16 protein-coding genes and 1 riboswitch are annotated in these 19,064 nt (G+C 71.3%); of the genes, 4 read left to right on the top strand and 12 right to left on the bottom strand.

Annotation, left to right across the window (positions count from 1 at the left end; translation table 11 throughout):
• Positions 1-125 precede the first annotated feature (125 nt).
• Positions 126-935 carry a PhzF family phenazine biosynthesis protein gene (locus tag ACE1OA_RS29520; RefSeq protein ID WP_356602580.1) on the top strand — a complete coding sequence of 270 codons (810 nt, stop codon included), beginning with the start codon at positions 126-128 and terminating at the stop codon, positions 933-935.
• A 99-nt stretch (positions 936-1,034) separates the two neighbouring features.
• Here ACE1OA_RS29520 and ACE1OA_RS29515 read toward each other — a convergent pair whose 3' ends face one another.
• Both ACE1OA_RS29515 and ACE1OA_RS29510 read right to left on the bottom strand, forming a co-directional pair.
• Positions 1,035-1,847 carry a CPBP family intramembrane glutamic endopeptidase gene (locus tag ACE1OA_RS29515; RefSeq protein WP_432753621.1) on the bottom strand — a complete coding sequence of 271 codons (813 nt, stop codon included), beginning with the start codon at positions 1,845-1,847 and terminating at the stop codon, positions 1,035-1,037.
• Positions 1,848-1,982: 135 nt separating this feature from the next.
• A complete protein-coding gene (locus ACE1OA_RS29510; RefSeq protein WP_432753620.1) occupies positions 1,983-3,482 on the bottom strand; it encodes a glutamate-cysteine ligase family protein in 1,500 nt (499 codons plus the stop codon).
• A 481-nt stretch (positions 3,483-3,963) separates the two neighbouring features.
• On the opposite strand from ACE1OA_RS29510, the gene ACE1OA_RS29505 reads away from it, so the two are divergent.
• On the top strand, positions 3,964-4,560 hold the full coding sequence (locus ACE1OA_RS29505) for a hypothetical protein (RefSeq protein WP_356602586.1): 597 nt from the start codon (positions 3,964-3,966) through the stop codon (positions 4,558-4,560).
• A gap of 345 nt (positions 4,561-4,905) precedes the next feature.
• Entirely contained in the window at positions 4,906-5,112 is a 207-nt protein-coding gene (locus tag ACE1OA_RS29500) for a DUF5999 family protein (RefSeq protein WP_147977010.1), read from the top strand.
• Positions 5,113-5,257: 145 nt separating this feature from the next.
• Here ACE1OA_RS29500 and gcvP read toward each other — a convergent pair whose 3' ends face one another.
• Positions 5,258-8,143: an aminomethyl-transferring glycine dehydrogenase gene (gcvP, locus tag ACE1OA_RS29495; protein ID WP_356602588.1), complete on the bottom strand. Its 2,886-nt coding sequence runs from the start codon at positions 8,141-8,143 to the stop codon at positions 5,258-5,260.
• Positions 8,144-8,325: 182 nt separating this feature from the next.
• Positions 8,326-8,424: riboswitch (glycine riboswitch) on the bottom strand.
• 63 nt (positions 8,425-8,487) lie between these two features.
• Here gcvP and ACE1OA_RS29490 point away from each other — a divergent pair.
• Positions 8,488-8,904: a PRC-barrel domain-containing protein gene (locus ACE1OA_RS29490; protein WP_356602590.1), complete on the top strand. Its 417-nt coding sequence runs from the start codon at positions 8,488-8,490 to the stop codon at positions 8,902-8,904.
• A 27-nt stretch (positions 8,905-8,931) separates the two neighbouring features.
• Here ACE1OA_RS29490 and ACE1OA_RS29485 read toward each other — a convergent pair whose 3' ends face one another.
• The 9 genes from ACE1OA_RS29485 to ACE1OA_RS29445 form a co-directional block, all read right to left on the bottom strand.
• Positions 8,932-10,368, bottom strand: a complete 1,437-nt coding sequence (locus ACE1OA_RS29485) for a DNA polymerase IV (protein WP_386544363.1) — start codon at positions 10,366-10,368, stop codon at positions 8,932-8,934.
• Between the two features lie 99 nt (positions 10,369-10,467).
• Complete coding sequence (locus ACE1OA_RS29480; RefSeq protein WP_187282596.1) at positions 10,468-11,079, bottom strand: MerR family transcriptional regulator; 612 nt, start codon at positions 11,077-11,079, stop codon at positions 10,468-10,470.
• A 255-nt stretch (positions 11,080-11,334) separates the two neighbouring features.
• Entirely contained in the window at positions 11,335-11,808 is a 474-nt protein-coding gene (locus tag ACE1OA_RS29475) for a bifunctional nuclease family protein (protein ID WP_005475662.1), read from the bottom strand.
• A 53-nt stretch (positions 11,809-11,861) separates the two neighbouring features.
• Positions 11,862-12,605: a transcriptional regulator FtsR gene (ftsR, locus tag ACE1OA_RS29470; RefSeq protein WP_356602594.1), complete on the bottom strand. Its 744-nt coding sequence runs from the start codon at positions 12,603-12,605 to the stop codon at positions 11,862-11,864.
• Positions 12,606-12,634: 29 nt separating this feature from the next.
• Positions 12,635-13,561 (bottom strand): FHA domain-containing protein, encoded by a 927-nt coding sequence (locus ACE1OA_RS29465; protein ID WP_356780502.1) that lies wholly within the window; start codon positions 13,559-13,561, stop codon positions 12,635-12,637.
• A gap of 82 nt (positions 13,562-13,643) precedes the next feature.
• Positions 13,644-14,363: a DUF881 domain-containing protein gene (locus tag ACE1OA_RS29460; RefSeq protein ID WP_147979165.1), complete on the bottom strand. Its 720-nt coding sequence runs from the start codon at positions 14,361-14,363 to the stop codon at positions 13,644-13,646.
• Between the two features lie 818 nt (positions 14,364-15,181).
• Positions 15,182-15,514, bottom strand: coding sequence for a small basic family protein (locus tag ACE1OA_RS29455; RefSeq protein ID WP_015032176.1), 333 nt, complete (start codon positions 15,512-15,514; stop codon positions 15,182-15,184).
• Positions 15,511-16,443 (bottom strand): DUF881 domain-containing protein, encoded by a 933-nt coding sequence (locus tag ACE1OA_RS29450; protein ID WP_356602596.1) that lies wholly within the window; start codon positions 16,441-16,443, stop codon positions 15,511-15,513. The genes ACE1OA_RS29455 and ACE1OA_RS29450 overlap by 4 nt, the downstream gene beginning before the upstream one ends.
• 101 nt (positions 16,444-16,544) lie before the next feature.
• A complete protein-coding gene (locus ACE1OA_RS29445; protein ID WP_356602598.1) occupies positions 16,545-19,040 on the bottom strand; it encodes a mannose-1-phosphate guanyltransferase in 2,496 nt (831 codons plus the stop codon).
• Positions 19,041-19,064 lie beyond the last annotated feature (24 nt).

Below are 19,064 nucleotides of genomic sequence, written 5' to 3'. Positions count from 1 at the left end.
CCCGGTGGCGCGGGGGCGGTCGGTGACCGACGGTCGACGTCCACCGGGGCGAGTCAGGCACGTGGGGCCAGTGACCCGGGATTGGCCTTGGCCCGCCGCTTCGCCGGCCCGGTAGCGTCCCGGACATGCGGATTCGAATCGTCGACGCCTTCACCGACCGTCCCTTCTCCGGCAACCCGGCCGGGGTCCTGCTCCTGGACTCCTTCCCGGACGACCACTGGCTCCAGAAGGTGGCCGCCGAGGTCAACCTCTCCGAGACCGCCTTCGCGCACCCGCTGCCGGCCGGCGGCGAGGCCGACTGGGCGCTGCGCTGGTTCACCCCGACCACCGAGGTCGACATGTGCGGCCACGCCACGCTCGCCACCGCGCACGTCCTCCACACCACCGGCAGGGCGACCGGGACCGTCCGCTTCGCCGCCCGCTGCGGGATCCTCAGCGCCACGGCCGGCGAGGACGGCACCGTCACGATGGACTTCCCCACCTCGGCACTGACCGCCGTCCCGACGCCGGAGGGCCTGGAGAAGGCCCTGGGCGCGGACGTCGTCTCGGTGCACGACACCGCCGCCCATGTCGGCGACCTCGTGGTGGAACTGCGCGACGAGGCGACCGTCCGCGCCCTGGCGCCGGACTTCGCGGCCCTGACCCGGCTCTCCCGGCGCGGCGTCATCGCCACCGCCGCCGCCGAACAGCCCGATCGCGGCTACGACTTCGTCTCGCGCGGCTTCTTCCCCGCCGTCGGCATCGACGAGGACCCCGTCACCGGCAGCGCGCACACCGCGCTCGCCCCGTTCTGGTCCGCGCGCCTCGGCCGCGACGAGCTGACCGGCTTCCAGGGCGGCGCCCGCACCGGCATCGTGCGGACCCGGCTGCGCGGCGACCGCACCCTGCTGACCGGCCACGCCGTCACCGTCGTCGACGGCGAACTGCACGCCTGAGGCGTCCGCGAACGCCGGAAGGGGCGTACGGCCGCCGCCGTACGCCCCTTCCCCGGCCCTCGTGGCCGGCCGGTCCTCGAAGGACCGGCCGGACGGCCCTCAGGCGGTGGGCAGCCAGTCCACCCTCCCCGCCAGCAGGCCGTATCCGACGAAGGCCACGATGTCGAGCAACGCGTGCGCCACCACCAGCGGGCCGACGCGCCCCCAGCGGCGGTACAGCCACACGAAGACGACGCCCATCACCATGTTGCCGACGAAGCCGCCGATCCCCTGGTACAGGTGGTACGAGCCGCGCAGCACCGCGCTCGCCATCAGCGCCGCCGTCGGCGTCCAGCCCAACTGGCCGAGCCGGCGCAGCAGGTAGCCGACGACGATGACCTCCTCCAGCACTGAGTTCTGCACCGCCGACAGGATCAGCACCGGGTACTTCCACCACACGTCCGGCAGCGCCTCGGGGACGACGGTCAGGTTGAACCCGGCCGCCCGCGCCCCGAGGTAGAAGGCGAGGCCGGCGCTGCCGATCCCGGCGGCGACCAGCGCGCCCCGCCTCAGGTCGGGCCACGGCCGGGTCCGGTCGAAGCCGATCGAGCGCATTCCGGCGCCCTCGCGCATCAGCAGGTGCGCGACGAGGACGACCGGCACCAGCGCCGAGGCGATGCTGAACAACTGCCAGGCCAGGTCCAGCCAGGGCCGCCCGGGCGCGAAGGAGCCGTTGAGCGTGGCCGCCTGCTCCTTGAGACCGCCGGGCTTGGTCAGCGACCCGATGAAGCTGATGCAGGCCGACACCCCGCTGGCCCCGAGGGAGAGCGCCAGCACGATCGCCGTCTCGGACCGCAGTACCTTGCGCGGCAGCCCTTCGGGGGGAAACGAATCGGCGACCACTCGTTGATCCGACACCACACCTGTCTCCATTTCCCCATCGCGTTCCGGGTACGGAGATCATGCGTGACGGCCTGCCGCGGGCGCCATTCCTCAGGACTGTCCCGTCATCCGCGTCAAGAGAGCGCCGGACGTCGCCCGGCGCCCCCGCCCCGCCGTGCGCCCTGCTCAGTCGATGCCCACCGGCCAGGTGTGCACCGGCTCCCCCTCGTGCATCAGCTCGGCGTAGCGCCGGGTCGTCGCCGCCAGGGCGGCGTCGCGGTCCAGTCCCGACTCCAGCGCCTTGTGGAAGGTGTCGGCCTGCCAGGAGGCGCCGTTGACCCGTCGGCGGCACCGCTCCTCGATCACGCCCAGGTAGAAGTCCCGGTCCGCCGGTTCGATGTGCCAGGCGTCCAGGCCCGCGGCGGCCAGCGGCAGCAGCTCGTCCAGGACGAGCCGGACGGCCGGGACGCTCGCCACGCCGCCCGAGCGTCCCGGCCGGGGCCAGCGCAGCTCGGCCTCGATGCCGTACCGGCAGGCCGCGTCGAAGTTCGCGGCCGCGTCCTCGAACGGCAGTCGCTTCCAGACCGGACGGGTCTCCTCGGCCAGGCTGCGGACCAGGCCGTAGTAGAAGGCGGCGTTGGCGACGACGTCGGTGACGGTCGGCCCGGCCGGGAGCACCCGGTTCTCCACCCGCAGGTGCGGAACCCCGTCCACCCATCCGTACACCGGCCTGTTCCAGCGGTACACGGTCCCGTTGTGCAGGACGAGTTCCTGCAGCCGCGGCACACCGCCCTCGTCCAGGACGCGCAGCGGATCCTCGTCGTCGAGGATCGGCAGCAGCGGCGGGAAGTACCGGAGGTTCTCCTCGAACAGGTCGTACGCGGAGTCCACCCAGCGCTCGCCGAACCAGGTCCGCGGCCGTACGCCCTGCGCCTGGAGCTCCGGCGGCCGGGTGTCCGTGGACTGCTGGAACAACGGTGGGCGCGACTCCCGCCACAGCTCACGGCCGAAGAGGAAGGGCGAGTTGGCCCCGACCGCCGTCTGGACCGCGGTCACGGCCTGCGCGGCGTTCCACACCGACGCGAACCGGCCCGGGGTGACCTGCAGATGCAGCTGGACGGACGTGCAGGCCGCCTCGGGCACGATCGAGGTCGACGTGCAGGTCAGCCGTTCCACCCCCTGGATGTCGAGGGCGAAGTCCTCGCCCCGGGCGGCGACGATCTGATCGTTGAGAAGCGTGTAGCGGTCCACGTCCGAGAGGTTCTCGAAGACGAGATCGCCCTGCGCGAGCGTCGGCAGAATTCCGATCATGACCACGCCGGCATCGACTTCCCGGGCTTTGCGATCGGCATATCCCAGACCGATCCGGAGCTCCTCGGCGAGCCGGTCGAAAACCCGGCCGCCGATGCGGTGCGGGGCGATGTTAACTTCGAGGTTGAACATTCCCAGTTCGGTCTGGAAATCCGTACTCGCGATCCGGTCGAGCACGGCCGCATTGACCATGCGCGGCATACCGTCCGATCCCGCGAGATTGAGTTCGATCTCCAGGCCCATCAGATTCTGCGGCCGGTCGAACCTCTTCTCCGCCAGAAGCCTCGCGAGTCCCGCCAGACACTGCTGGAGCTTCCTGCGGTACCTCTGCCGATCGGACAGGCCGAACCCGTCTGCCACGACCTTCTCCCCCATGGAAGCGTCCCTCCTCGATTCCGGCGGCTGCGGCGACGGCCGCGCGTCACGGACGATGATGCCCCGGCCGACTGATCCATAACGTCTGTGCGACACCCCTCTTCGACGGTAGGCTGGGAGAAGCATCCGGCGGGCACATTCCACAGGCACTCGACAATGGACATATTCCGGAGTCATACGAGCCCGGAAGTAAGGGTCGTGAACCGGCCGTCCGCCGTGCGGGCAGCGTCGCAGGCAGGCGACGCGCACTCTTCATAAATCCTCGGAATCGCGGTAGAAATAAGGCCGGATGAAGCCTTGTCCGCAATATCGGCGACGGCTAGCGGAAACATCGTGTGAACACGTGTCGTATAAACTCCGCGAACGAGGCAGAGTGTTGGCGCCCGGCCGTGGATCCTGACTCCCCTCCGGCCCGGCAGCCGACAGCGCCGTCGTACCTGCCCACGCAACACCGTGTCTCCTGAGTGAGAGGCGACCCATCATGCTCCGACCCTCCCCGGCCCCTGCGCCGGCACTGCGCAGTGTCCTCGCCGCGCTCGGCTCCCCCACCGCCGTCCGCGAGGCGCGAACGCCCGCCCTCCGGTCCGCCCAGGGACCGCTGAGCCCCGAACTGCCCCTGCCCGTCCACGTCCTCGACGTACGGGACCAGGTCGTCCCGCCGGGGCACGCACCGCGCACCAGGCTCGTCGGCTGGCGCTTCCTGATCCGGGGACCCGAGCGGGCCGTCGCCGCGGCGGACACCATGCTCACCCCGGACGGCTGGACCTTCTCGCACTTCTTCGAAGGGCCCTACGTCACGGCCACCGAACGCGCCCTGCTCCAGGCCGAGACGCTGGCCACCCCGTACCAGCCGCGCCTGCTGTCGGTACCGGAGCTGTACATGCTGACGCTGTGGCTGCACGGCGACACCGCCGCGGACGGCACCTCCGCACCCGACCCCGCGGACCTGCTCATCCCGCTCGCGCCCGCGCCGCCGGGGATCGCCGCCCATCTGCCGCACCGGGTCGCCGACCTGCTGCCGGTCCTGACCCTGCGGCTCGCGCCACCGCCGCTGTTCGGCACTCCGGCGCCGGCCTGAGCCGTCACTCCGAGAGCCCCGAGCCCCGCGACCGGTCCGCGTCGCGGGGCACTGTTCTGCGCCCGGCACGTCGAACACAGGCGCCGAACGTACGCCTCGAACGCCTCCCCCCGGACGGACTAGCCCACCAGGGCCATAACGAACCACCCGAAGAGATGGCCCAGTTGACTTGAACCGCCCGGGCGGGTGATACGTCTTCATGCAGTAGGAAGAGCTGCCGCGAAATCCCTGCGGATCGACGTCCGTAGGGGAAGACTGGACCAACCGAACCGACCACGGGGAGCGGCCATGAGCACCGCGTCGAGCCGCAGGACACACACCACGACACAGCGAAAGAACCCATCCATGTGCCAGCACCAGCCCGCCTGCCCGACCGCCCACTCCGCCGACCGGGAGGCGGCCCGTCTGATGGCACACCACCCCGAGCAGGGCTGGAGCCTGCTGTGCAACGGCGTCCTGCTCTTCGAGGACACCGGTGAACTGCTGCCCGACGGGCAGATCATCGCCCCGCACCGCCCGCTGACGGCGGGCCAGGTGGCCCAGGCCGCCTGATCCCCCACGTCACCGCCGCGCACGGCAGCCACCGCGCGCGAGAGGCCGCGCGAGACCGCGGCCCCCGGCTCCGCCCCGTCCGGCGGCGCCCCGCACGACAAAGGGCCGGCCCGGAGAGAATCTCCGAACCGGCCCTCATTCATGCTCAGTTGTCGTACTCGTCCATCGGCGGGCAGGAGCAGACCAGGTTGCGGTCGCCGAAGGCCCCGTCGATACGGCGGACCGGCGGCCAGTACTTGTCCGCCGCGGACACGCCGGCCGGGAAGACCGCCTCGTCACGGGTGTACGCGTGGTTCCACTCGCCGCCCAGCGCGGCCGCGGTGTGCGGCGCGTTGTGCAGCGGGTTGTCGTCGGCCGGCCACGTGCCCGACGCGACCTTCTCGATCTCGCCGCGGATGGCGATCATCGTGTCGCAGAAGCGGTCGAGCTCGGTGAGGTCCTCGGACTCGGTCGGCTCGATCATCAGCGTGCCGGCCACCGGGAACGACATCGTCGGCGCGTGGAAGCCGTAGTCGATCAGGCGCTTGGCGATGTCGTCGACGCTGACACCGGTCGCCTTGGAGAGCGGACGCAGGTCGACGATGCACTCGTGGGCGACCAGGCCGGCCGGTCCGGTGTAGAGCACCGGGTAGTGCGGCTCCAGGCGCTTGGCGATGTAGTTCGCCGCCAGGACGGCCACCTGCGTGGCGCGCTTGAGGCCCTCGCCGCCCATCAGGCGGACGTACGACCACGAGATCGGCAGGATGCCGGCCGAGCCCCACGGGGCGGCCGAGATCGGGCCGACGCCCGTCTCCGGGCCCGCGGTGGGCTGCAGCGGGTGGTTCGGGAGGTACGGGGCGAGGTGGGCGCGCACACCCACCGGGCCGACGCCCGGGCCGCCGCCGCCGTGCGGGATGCAGAAGGTCTTGTGCAGGTTCAGGTGCGAGACGTCGCCGCCGAACCGGCCCGGCTTCGCGAGGCCGACCAGGGCGTTGAGGTTGGCACCGTCGACGTACACCTGACCGCCGGCGTCGTGGACCTCGGCGCAGATGTCGGCGACGTGCTCCTCGAACACACCGTGGGTGGAGGGGTAGGTGATCATCAGCACGGACAGCTCGTCGCGGTACTGCGCGATCTTGGCCCGCAGGTCCTCGACGTCGATCTCGCCGTCGTCGGCGGTCTTGACGACGACGACCTTCATGCCGGCCATCACGGCGCTGGCGGCGTTGGTGCCGTGCGCGGAGGACGGGATGAGGCAGACGGTGCGCTGGAGGTCGCCGTTGGCGCGGTGGTAGGCGCGGACGGCCAGCAGGCCGGCCAGCTCGCCCTGCGAACCGGCGTTCGGCTGGATCGAGACCTTGTCGTACCCGGTGACCTCGGCGAGGCGCTCCTCCAGCTCGGTGATGAGCGTGAGGTAGCCCTGCGCCTGCTCGACCGGCGCGAAGGGGTGCATCTGGCCGAACTCGGGCCAGGTCACCGACTCCATCTCGGTGGTCGCGTTCAGCTTCATGGTGCAGGAGCCGAGCGGGATCATGCCGCGGTCGAGGGCGTAGTCGCGGTCGGCGAGCTTGCGCAGGTAGCGCAGCATCGACGTCTCGGAGCGGTGCGCGTGGAAGACCGGGTGGGTCAGGTACGCGTCGGAGCGGAGCAGTCCGGCGGGCAGCGCGTCCTCGGCGAGGGCGTCCAGGGCCGCGACGTCGGCCTCGACGCCGAAGGCGGACCAGACGGCGGCGAGCTGGGCGCGGCCGGTGGTCTCGTCGCAGGACACGGACACGTGGTCGGCGTCGGCGCGGTAGAGGTTGACGCCGGCCTCGCGGGCGGCGGCCACGACCTCGTCGGCCTTGCCGGGCACGCGGACGGTGACGGTGTCGAAGAAGGTGTCGGTGACGACCTCGACGCCGCCGTCGCGCAGGCCGCGGGCCAGGATCGCGGCGTAGCGGTGGGTGCGCTCCGCGATCTGCTTCAGGCCGTCCGGACCGTGGTAGACGGCGTACATGCCGGCCATGACGGCGAGGAGGACCTGCGCCGTACAGATGTTGCTGGTGGCCTTCTCGCGGCGGATGTGCTGCTCGCGGGTCTGCAGGGCCAGGCGGTAGGCGCGGTTGCCGTCGGCGTCGACGGAGACGCCGACGAGGCGGCCGGGCAGCGAACGGGCGTGCTTGTCCTGGACGGCCATGTAGCCGGCGTGCGGACCGCCGAAGCCCATGGGCACGCCGAAGCGCTGGGTGGTGCCGACGGCGATGTCGGCGCCGAGCTCACCGGGCGAGGTGAGCAGGGTGAGCGCGAGCAGGTCGGCGGCGACGGTGACGATGGCGCCGAGCTCGTGGGCCTGGTCGACGACGGCCTTCAGGTCGCGCACGGCGCCGGAGGCACCGGGGTACTGGAGGAGGACGCCGAAGACGCCGCGCTCGGCGATCTCGGCCGGGATGCCCTCGCCGAGGTCGGCGACGACGACCTCGACGCCGGTCGGCTCGGCGCGGGTCTCGATGACCGCGATCGTCTGCGGCATGGTGTCGGCGTCGATGAGGTAGACGCCGTTCTTGACCTTGCCGACCCGGCGGGACAGCGCCATCGCCTCGGCGGCGGCGGTGCCCTCGTCCAGGAGGGAGGCGCCGGAGGTGGGCAGACCGGTCAGGTCGGCGACCATCGTCTGGAAGTTGAGCAGCGCCTCCAGGCGGCCCTGCGAGATCTCCGGCTGATACGGCGTGTACGCGGTGTACCAGGCGGGGTTCTCCATCACGTTCCGGAGGATCACCGGCGGCGTGAAGGTGCCGTAGTAGCCGAGGCCGATCATCGGGGCGAGGACCTGGTTGCGGTCGGCGAGGGTGCGCAGCTCGGCGAGGACCTCGGCCTCGGTGCGGGCCGCGGGCAGCCCGAGCGCCTCGGCGTTCTTGATCACGTCCGGCACCGCGGCGTCGGTGAGCTCGTCGAGGGAGCCGTAGCCGACCTGCGCGAGCATCTTGGCCCGGGCTTCGGCGTCGGGCCCGATGTGCCGCTGCTCGAACGGGATGCCCTGTTCGAGCTCGGAGAGCGGAGTGCGGTTGGCGGTCATGTACGGAGGCCTCCTGGTCGTCACGACCTGCGAGGGGCACCACGGCGCGGGTACCCGGACGGCCTCCCCCTCTGTCATCTCAACCTGAGAGTTTCACCGGCATGCCGAAGGAGCGCGCCGGCTTTCACCGTCGGTGAGGGCGGATGTCGACGGACGACTCCCGCCCTGCTTTCCAGAGTGACCTCGTCCGTGCGGTACAGGGGCCTGAGAGATTCCGGGGAGGATTTGCTCCTTCGGCGCCTCCGAAAGGTTTCTCCGGAGGACTCTCCCGCACGGGGTCAGCAGCCACAGCCAGCCTACCAGCGAGGTTCCGTTCCCCGTCGCTCAAGTGGCCGACATCCCAGATGTGCACTTTCGTAGTCCTTGTAGAGCAGTTGCGACCTGTTGGAGGGACCGTGCAGACCGACATCGATCCGCGCAGCCTGATCGGCCGCAAGGCGTTCGACCGCAACGGACACAAGATCGGCACCGTGGACGAGGTGTACCTGGACGACGCGACCGGAGTTCCCGAGTGGGCGGCGGTCCGCACGGGTCTCTTCAGCCGGGACGCCTTCGTCCCCCTGGAGCCGAGCGAACTGGTCGGCGACGGCCTCCACATCCCGTTCGAACGCGCCTTGATCAAGGACGCCCCCGACTTCGGCGTGGGCCGGCACCTCTCCCCCGAGCAGGAGCTCCAGCTCTACCGCCACTACGACATCGCCCTCCCCCCGCCGCCCCCGGACCGCGACTTCGGCCGCTTGGCGGGGCAGGGCGACGCCTGACCGCCCTCCCGGTCGCCGCGTCAAGGGTCAGGGCCCTCCGGGCCCCGGCCCTGTCCGGGCGGCCGCCACGCCCGTCGGCCCGCCCTCGACCAGGGGCAGCGGGTCCGCCGGCGCCAGGTCCGGGTCGTCGACGAGGAAGGTGCGCACCCGGCCCGGCGCCGAGCCCGGCTCCTCGAAGCGGACGGTGACCCGCCCCACTCCGCTGCCCTGCACCCAGCCGGCGCCGAACGCGGAGTGCCGCACGTCGTGGCCGGGTGCCCAGCGGCGCTCGGCGGCGGACGGCTCCGGTTCCGGCACGGCCGTTTCGGCCTCCCGTGCCGCCGGAGCGGTCTCCGGACCCGCCCCCGCCGTGTCCGCCGATCCCGGCCGCGTCCCCGTCTCCTCCGCCCGCGCCTCCGCCTGGGCGAAGAGGTCCTCCTGGGTGTAGTCCGCCAGGCCGCTCACGCCGACGCCGAGGAGCCGGATCCCGCCCGTCGTGTCCACGGACTCCAGCAGCCGGCCCGCCGCCTCCCGGACCACCACCGGGTCGTCCGTCGGTCCGCGCAGCGTCTCGGACCGCGTGAGGGTCGAGAAGTCGTACCGCCGCACCTTGAGGACGATCGTGCGCCCGGAGTGCCCGGAGCCCCGCAGCCGCCCCACACAGCGCTCCGCCAGCCGCTCGACCTCCATGCGGATCCGCAGCCGGTCGTGCAGGTCCACGTCGAAGGTGTCCTCGACCGAGACCGACTTCGCGTCCCGCTCGGCCACCACGGGCCGGTCGTCGTACCCCTGGGCCATCCGGTACAGGGACGTCCCGTGCGCCCGTCCGAGCAGGCGTACGAGTTCGTCCTCGCCCGCCTCCGCGAGGTCCGACACCGTGGTCATCCCGGCCCGCCGCAGGTGTTCCCCGGTCGCCGGTCCGACCCCGGGCAGGATCCGCACGGACTTCGGGCCGAGCAGCTCCCTCTCCGTCCCGGGTTCGATGAGCACGAGCCCGTCGGGCTTCGCCTCCTCCGAGGCGATCTTCGCGATCATCTTGGAACCCGCCAGCCCCACCGACCCCGTCAGCCCGGTGGCCCCGAGAATGTCCCTGCGCAGCCGCTCACCGGCCTCCCGCGCGCTCGCCGCGTCGTCGGCCGCGCCCCCGGCCTCCAGGTCCACGAAGGCCTCGTCCAGGCTCAGCGGCTCGACGAGCGGGGACAGCCGCCCGAGCAGTTCCATGACCTGTTCGCTGATCGCGCGGTAGAAGGCGAAGCGCGGCACGAGATAGGCGGCGTTGGGCGCCAGCCGGCGGGCCTGCCCCATCGGCATCGCCGAATGCACGCCGAAACGGCGGGCTTCGTACGAACAGGTCGCGACGACGCCACGGGGGCCGAGGCCCCCGACCACGACCGGCTTCCCGCGGAGACTCGGCTTCGCGGCCTGCTCGGCGGCGGCGAAGAAGGCATCCATGTCCAGATGCAGGATCGTCGGCGCGGCTCTCACATCTCCGATGCTCCCCTACGCCACTGACAATCGGACCCCGGCGCGGAACCGGGCTCCCGCCGACGCCCGGGCGCACGCGGGGCCGGGACACCCGCCCGCTCAGACGGCCCGGTCGCGGCGCCGTCGCGCGAGCTCGTCGCCCGGGTTGTGCCCGACGAGGGTCTCGCCGGTGTCGACGCGTTCCCCGTGCAGCTGTGACAGCGCCGACTCGACGTCGCGCCAGACCACGCCGACCGCGATGCCGAAGACGCCCTGCCCGCCCTGGAGCAGGTCCACGACCTCGTCGGGCGAGGAGCACTCGTAGACGGTCGCCCCGTCGCTCATCAGCGTCATCCGCTCCAGATCGCGGAAGCCGCGGGCGCGGAGGTGCTGGACGGCGGCGCGAATGTTCTGCAGCGCGACCCCGGTGTCGAGGAAGCGCTTGACGATCTTGAGGACGACGACGTCCCGAAAGCTGTAGAGCCGTTGCGTCCCGGAGCCGTAGGCGGGACGTACGCTCGGTTCGACGAGCCCCGTCCGGGCCCAGTAGTCCAATTGGCGGTACGTGATCCCCGCTGCCGCGCACGCGGTCGGGCCGCGGTATCCCACGGTGTCCGTACCCGCACCGGCATCCGTCCCGAGGTCGCCCGCCCTGCCGTGAAGCGGATACGGACCGCTCTCCGCGGGCGCCCGCCCGAGAGAGCCCCCTGCCGTACCGTCGCCGCTGCTCATCACGCCGACCCTCCGTCCTTGACCTGCCCACACGAAGGTAGGCAGTCACTCGGGGTGCGTCAACGATCGCCACACTCGGCACGCCGAGTGATAATCACCCTGAGAGTGGTTTCCCGTGTCTCTCTTCCGGGAAAGGCTACTCGAATGCTCTGACAGCACCCCGTCAACGGCAGTCGACTTCCGGCCATCGGAAGCGAGAGGCCGGCCCACCGACCCGGGACCGTCGAACGGTCGAGGATCAGCGGCCGGCCCGGCTCACTGGCTGTTGGTCCCGAAGTCCTCGGGGGAGATCTGGTCGAGGAACTCGCGGAACTTCTCCACCTCGTCCTCCTGTTCGTCCGGAATCGCGATACCGGCGTCGTCGAGCACACCGTCGCTTCCGAAGATCGGTGTACCCGTGCGCAGAGCCAGCGCTATCGCGTCGGAAGGTCTGGCGCTCACCTCGACACCGCTGGCGAAGACCAGCTCCGCATAGAAGACCCCTTCACGGAGATCCGTGATGCGGACCTCGGTCAGCTCCTGCCCCACGGCCTCGAGCACGTCCTTGAAGAGGTCGTGCGTCAGCGGCCTGGCGGGAGCCATGCCCTGCTGGGCGAAGGCGATCGCGGTCGCCTCCCCCGGTCCGATCCAGATAGGGAGGTACCGATCGCCTCCCACTTCACGCAGGAGCACGATCGGCTGGTTGGAGGGCATTTCCACCCGGACACCCACAACGTCGAGCTCGTTCACACAGCAACCCTAGGACGTGCCCGACCGGTTTGGGTAGTCGGGCCGCTCCAAGATCACGGCAGACGGAGCCCCAGGGCGGTCTGGACCAGGGCGGCGTGGAGCCGGACGGAGAGCCCGGCGAGTTCCTTCGCGGTGGCCTCCGCATGGGCCCTGGTCTGCGGGTTACGGTGCCGGCGCAAGGGTGCGACGACCTGTTCGACGAGCCCCGCCTCGCGGTCCGCGGCGGCCTTGACGGCTCGAAGGTGACGAGGTTCCAGACCGAATCTCCCCAGATCCGCGACAAGTCGCGCCACGGTGACCGTCTCGGCGTCGTAGCCGCCCTCGGGTCCCGGCGCCACGAGTCCGTACGACTCCCACTCCGCCAGCTCCGACTCGTCCACCTCGGCGGCGGCGAGCAGCTCGGCACGACCCACCCGTGCGGCGGTCGGCCGGTCGGGGTCACCGTCCCAGGCCCCGTCCAGCAGGTCCCGCTGCGGGCTGGGCGAGGGGAGCTTGACCGTCTCGCCCCGGGCGAGGGCGTCGAGATGCTCGCGGATGACCTTCAGCGGAAGATAGTGGTCCCGCTGCATCCGAAGGATCCGAGCGAGGCGCTCGACGTCCTCCGGGCTGAACTTCCGGTATCCGGAGGCCGTCCTCCGGGGCTCGACGAGCCCCTCGGCCTCCAGGAACCGGATCTTGGAGATGGTCACTTCGGGGAACTCGTCGCGCAGCTGGCTCAGCACCGTCCCGATGCTGACCAGCCGCTCTCCCGCGGCGGCGGTGCCGTGTCCGGCACCGCCCGTCGGTGTACGCAGCATGGACCTTCCCTGACGGCTTCCCCGAGGCGTCACACGCCCCGTTGGCTCGAGTAGAACACCAGCCGGTACTTGCCGATCTGCACCTCGTCGCCGTTGGACAGCACGACCGCGTCGATCGGCTCCCGGTTGACGTACGTGCCGTTGAGGCTGCCGACGTCGGCGACCACGAACGTGCCGTCGGGCTGACGGCGGAACTCCACGTGGCGGCGCGACACCGACGACGACTCGTCGTCCAGGAAGATGTCGCTCTGCGGGTGGCGGCCGGCCGTGGTCAGCTCGCTGTCCAGCAGGAAGCGACTGCCGGAGTTCGGTCCCCGACGCACCACCAGCAGGGCGGAACCCGGCGGGAGCGCCTCGACGGCGGCCAGGGCCTCGGGAGACAGCGACGGAACCGCCGTCTGTCCGGTGGCCTCGGAGTCGTAGTAGGCCTCGAGGCCCGAGATGGAGATCGTCGACGTGGTCTCGGAGGGTCGCTCCGGAGCGGCCCCGCCCCGCAGCGGCGCGCCGCAGTGGGAGCAGAACCGACTGTCCGCGGCATTGCGGTGACCGCACCTCGTACACACCGGCATGGACGGATCCTCCTGCCGCGGCTGACCCGCGGAGGCCTGGGTCGCGTACGGGTCGGGGGTGAACCCTCCACCCGTACTTGAGGTTGATGGTTCCCCGAAACCTATGCGGGCGGCACCGGCAGGGTCAACAGACGACGCGCCGTGTCCACCGACCTCGTCGCGGAACAGCGGGCGCTCGCCACCCTGCTCCTCACTCTGGGCATGACGCGGAGCGCGGTGCCTGGCGTTGCCGCCGTCCTCGCTTGCGCTCTTGCCGAACAACTTCGCAAACCACTTCACGGGCGATTCCCCTTGACTGAAACAGACCCGCCCGTGGGGCAGGACGAACCCTGACTCAACACACCTGCCGACCGGGACATCTTCACAACGTCCATACCCTCCGGACAGTTTCCACCACGCACCACGCTTGTGGTGCGGCGACCCCCCGCAACGTCATCCCCATGTCGCGCGACCGCCATCCGTCCCCGCCTCACTGCGAGGACGACTGAGCGTAGTCAGGCCGCTTCGCAGGTCGCAAGGCATCCACAATGATCTTCTCGGACCGGGCCACCGTGGCTGTGGCCTGCTCCTTCTCCAGCGTCTGCACGACGCCACCGGGGATGTTGAGCGCGGGCTCGAGATCCTCGGGCTTGCCGATGACCTTGAAGACGTACGGAGCGGTCACCTTCGTTCCATCGATCTGTATGTCACCGTCCCCGCCGGAGAAGTAACTGTCCGCGACCACCCGTACGTCGTTGACCTGGATCGCCTCCGCTCCGGCGGCCCGCAGTTCCTGGATGGCGTCGAGCAGCATGTCCGACTCGACCGCGCCGGAGCCGTCGTTGATCGTCAGCGTGATGCCCGGGCCCTCGGCGGCGACGGTGCCGGCGAGGATGCCGAGCTGGCTCTCCTTCTCCTGCGTCTGCTTGCGCGCCTCCTCGGCCTGGTCCGAGCTGGACTCCAGCTCGGAGCGCTGGCTCTCCAGGCGGGTCTTCTCGTCCTCCAGGCGCTGGGTGCGGTCGTCGAGTTCGTCGAGGATACGCACCAGGTCCTCCTGGCGGGCACCGCGCAACGCGCTGTTGTCGCTGGTGGACCGGACCTGGATGGCGAGTCCGAGGCCGAGGACGAACAGCAGCACGGCGACGATGAGTTGGGCCCGGCTGACGCGCGGCGGCCACAGCCCGGCGGCGAGCCGCTGCCGACCCGTCATCGCCGGCTCGGATTCCCCGGGAGCGGCCTGGACCGGGTCTCCGGAAGCGGCGGGCGCTTCCGCGGCGGTCTGGGCGGGCGGAAGCGGCCGGCCGACGGGGCCGCCGGGGCGGGGAGCCCCGGGGCCGGCGGGACCGGCGGGGGCTCCGTGGTCGGTGGGAACACCGGGAACGCCCGGGCGGGCGGGGCCTCCGTGGTTGCCGGGAGCTCCGGGGCCGGGCGGTGTCGCGGGGCCGGTGGGAACACCGGGACGAGCGTTGCCGACGGGACCCGCTGTGCCGGAAGGCGTTCCGGGGCGGGCGGGACCGGCGGGACGGCCCGGTGTCCCGGGTACGCCGGGGCCGGCGGGCACAGCAGGACGGGCGGGGCCTCCGGGCGCTCCCGCCCCGGCCGGTCCTCCGGGACCGGCAGGTCGGCCGGGCACGGCAGGTCGGCCGGGCACGGCGGGACCGGCGGGGCGGCCGGGCACAGCGGGGCCGCCGGGGCCGGTGGGTACTCCGGGACCGGTGGGAGCGGGCGGGTTGCCAGTGCCGCCGGGCACGGCGGGCCGGGTGGGGTCCCCGGTGCGGGCCGGTCCCCCAGGCGTCGTGGGGGCGGTCGGGGCGGAACCCTCGGCGCGGGCGTCGCCGTCCACGGGCGCGGCACCGTTCTCGGCGCCGGTCACGCCCTCGGGGCCGTCCGCGCCGTCGCGCCTCGTCCCCTCGTCGCCCTGCGCGTGCTTGGGGGCGGCGTGCTGCGGGGAGTGCTCGTCGCCGTGCCGGGGCGGATGGCCGCCGGCGTGCTTCGGCTTGTGCTCGTCGCTGTGGTCGCTCATCGGCCTCACGCCCGGAACACGTGCCGCCGGATGGCGGCCGCGTTGGAGAAGATGCGGATGCCGAGGACGACGACCACGCCGGTCGACAGCTGCGCGCCGACGCCCAGCTTGTCGCCGAGGAACACGATCAGCGCGGCCACGACCACGTTGGAGAGGAAGGAGACCACGAAGACCTTGTCGACGAAGATCCCGTCCAGCATGGCCCGCAGACCGCCGAAGACGGCGTCGAGGGCGGCCACCACGGCGATCGGAAGATAGGGCTCGACCACCGCCGGAACCTCGGGCCGGACCAAAAGTCCGACCACCACTCCCACGATCAGGCCCAGTACGGCGATCAAGATGTGCCCTTCCCTGTGTCGGCCGTGGCCCGCCCGGTGGGCTTGGCCGCCCCGGCTCCCCTCGGCTCTGCTGTGCGGACGATCAGGCTCGGCGCTGCCGGAAGCCGCACGTCGGCCTCGGCCGAGATGCGGGTCCGGATGCCGAAGTTCTCCTGCAGCGCGTGCAGGTACTGACCGTCGGCGCTGTCCTGGAACGCGGTGCTGAGCCGCTGCCCGTCCCCCACCGCGAGCACCGTGTACGGCGGCACCAGCGGCTTGTTGTCGACCAGTATGGCGTCGCCGGCGGCCCGGATCGCCGAGAGCGACGTCAGCCGCTGCCCGTTGATCGCGACGGCCTCGGCGCCCGACTCCCACAGACCGTTGACGATCCGCTGCATGTCCCGGTCGCGCACCCGGCCCGTGTCGGAGAACCCGCTGCTCTCCCGGGGACCGCCACCGCCCGAGTCGGTGCCCTTGGCGTCGTCGACGACGAGCTTCACCCCGGGACCGTGCACCGGAGTGGCGCCCGAGAGGAGCGCCACCAGCTCGGCCTGGTCGCCGCCGTGCTGCTCCAACGCCTTGCGCTGCCGCTCCCCGACCTCGCTCCGGATCTTCTCGACGTCCTGCTCGAGCTGGTCGGCCGCCGAGGACTCGGCGTCGATCCGGTCGATGAGCTCCTGCCGCTCCTTGGCGAGGACCGGCGCGGAGATCCGCGCCTCGGCGGCTCCGACCGTGACCACGGCCGCGGCCAGCACGAGGCCGGCCGCGAGACCGAGCTTGGCACGCAGGGTCCGCGGCAGACCGCCGCCGCCCTCCGCCTCGCGCCGCGCGGAAGCCTCCGCGTACCCGTCGTCGAGCGCGTGGTCGATCACGTTGTTCAGCAGCGACATGGAGGCGTCCGGACGCGGGGGCGGTGCTCCGGTGCTCCGAACGGGGGGCTGCTGCGACATGCCGCACATCGTCGCACGTCGCGGCTGCTACCGCCGAATGGCCCCACCCGGGAACCGGGGGGTGTCACTCGGACACCACCCGGTCCACCGGTCACATCCGGCTACTGACCTGCGCTCTCGACCACACTCGACCACTCGTCGAGCAGCGCCTGGGCCGAGGTGTCGTCGGGACCCTCCGCCCACAGATGGGTGACGGCCTCGGCCGGGTCGGGCAGCACCATCACCCAGCGCCCGTCCGCCTCCACCACCCGGACGCCGTCGGTGGTGTCCACGGACCGGTCGCCGGCCGCCTCCACCACCCGGCGCATGACGAGGCCCTTGACCGCCCACGGCGTCGCGACGTCCCGCTTGAGGACGTGCGCCCGCGGGATGCGGGCGTCGATCTGGCTCAGCGTGAGCTGGGTCCGCGCGACCAGGCCGATCAGGCGGACGAAGGCCGCCGCACCGTCGAAGACGCTGCTGAACTCGGGAATGATGAACCCGCCGCGCCCGTCCCCGCCGAAGATCGTCGACTCTTCCCGGCCGACCCGGGTGAGGTCGTCCGGCGAGGTCGTCGTCCACTCCACCTGGGTCCCGTGGTACGCGGCGACCTGCTCCGCGATCCGGGTGGTGGTCACGGGCAGCGCGACCCGCCCCGAGCGCCGCTCGGCGGCGACCAGGTCGAGCATGACCAGAAGTGATCGGTCGTCCTCGATGATCCGCCCGCGTTCGTCGACGAGGGAGAGCCGCTCGCCCACCGGGTCGAACCGGACGCCGAACGCCGCCCGCGCCGACGCGACGATCTCGCCGAGCCGGACGAGTCCGGCCCTGCGGGTCTCGACCGACTCCGTGGGCCGCGACTCGTCGAGGCCCGGGTTGATCGTCAGCGAGTCCACCTGGAGCCGTCCGAGCAGGCTCGGCAGAACAAGACCGGCACTGCCGTTCGACGCGTCGACGACCACCTTGAGCCCCGCCTCGGCGATGCCGGTGGTGTCCACGTTCCGCAGCAGGGAGCCGGTGTACGAGTCGTAGACGCTCGCCGGGAAGGTGAGGTCGCCGATCTCGCCGGGGAAGGCACGCCGGTACTCCTGACGTGCGAAGACGCGATCCAGCTTCCGCTGTCCGGCCTGCGACAGGTCGGCCCCGCGCTCGTCGAAGAACATGATGTCGACCGAGTCGGGGACGCCCGGCGAGGTCCGCAGCATGATCCCGCCCGCGCTCCCTCTCGCCGTCTGCTGCCGCGCCACCGGCAGCGGTACGTTCTCCAGGTCGCGGACGTCGATGGCGCTCGCCTGCAGCGCCGAGATCACCGCGCGCTTGAGCGCCCGGGCGCCTCGGGAGTGGTCACGCGCCGTGGTGACCGTGGACCCCTTCTTCAGGGTCGTCGCGTACGCGCCGGCGAGCCGCACGGCCAGTTCGGGCGTGATCTCCACGTTCAGGATGCCGGACACCCCGCGTGCGCCGAAGAGGTGCGCCTGGCCGCGGGACTCCCAGATCACCGAGGTGTTGACGAAGGCGCCGGCCTCGATGGTCTTGAAGGGGTAGACCCGGACGTTGCCCTGGACGATCGACTCCTCGCCGATCAGGCACTCGTCACCGATGACGGCGCCGTCCTCGATCCGGGCGGCCCGCATGACGTCGGTGTTCTTGCCGATGACGCATCCGCGCAGGTTGCACTGCTGACCGACGTAGACGTTGTCGTGGATCACGGCTCGGTGGAGGAAGGCACCGCTCTTGACGACCACGTTCGAGCCGATGACGGTGTGCTCGCGGATCTCGGCGCCGGCCTCGACCTTGGCGTAGTCGCCGATGTAGAGCGGTCCGCGCAGGACGGCGTCGGGGTGGACCTCCGCGCCCTCCGCGACCCATACGCCCGGGGAGATCTCGAAGCCGTCGAGTTCGACCTGGACCTTCCCCTCGAGCACGTCGGCCTGAGCCTTGACATAGCTCTCGTGGGTGCCGACGTCCTCCCAGTAGCCCTCGGCGACATAGCCGTAGATCGGCTTGCCTTCCTTCATGAGCTGCGGGAAGACGTCACCCGACCAGTCGACCGGAACATCCGCCTCGACGTAGTTGAAGACCTCGGGCTCCATCACGTAGATACCCGTGTTCACGGTGTCCGAGAAGACCTGTCCCCAGGTCGGCTTCTCCAGGAAGCGTTCGACCTTCCCTTCCTCGTCCACGATCGTGATGCCGAATTCCAGAGGATTCGGTACCCGGGTCAGACAGACGGTGACCAGAGCGCCCTTCTCCTTGTGGAAGGCGATCAGGTCGGTGAGATCGAAGTCGGTGAGCGCATCGCCCGAGATGACGACGAAGGCGTCGTCCTTCAGCGCTTCCTCGGCGTTCTTCACACTCCCTGCGGTACCGAGCGGTTTCTCCTCGTTGGCATACGTGAGCTCCATCCCGAGTTCTTCGCCGTCACCGAAGTAGTTCTTGACGAGTGAGGCGAGAAACTGCACCGTGACAACGGTCTCGGTGAGACCGTGCCGCTTGAGCAGTCGCAGGACATGCTCCATGATCGGCCGGTTGGCCACCGGCAGAAGAGGCTTGGGCATGCTCGAGGTCATGGGGCGAAGTCGAGTTCCCTCGCCACCGGCCATCACGACGGCCTTCATGTCGGAAGCGTCCTCCTTGAAGAG

Source organism: Streptomyces sp. JL2001, from assembly GCF_050917515.1.
Lineage (GTDB): Bacteria > Actinomycetota > Actinomycetes > Streptomycetales > Streptomycetaceae > Streptomyces.
Note: the sequence above shows the minus strand (reverse complement) of the source record. Positions and strands in the feature narration are given on the sequence as shown.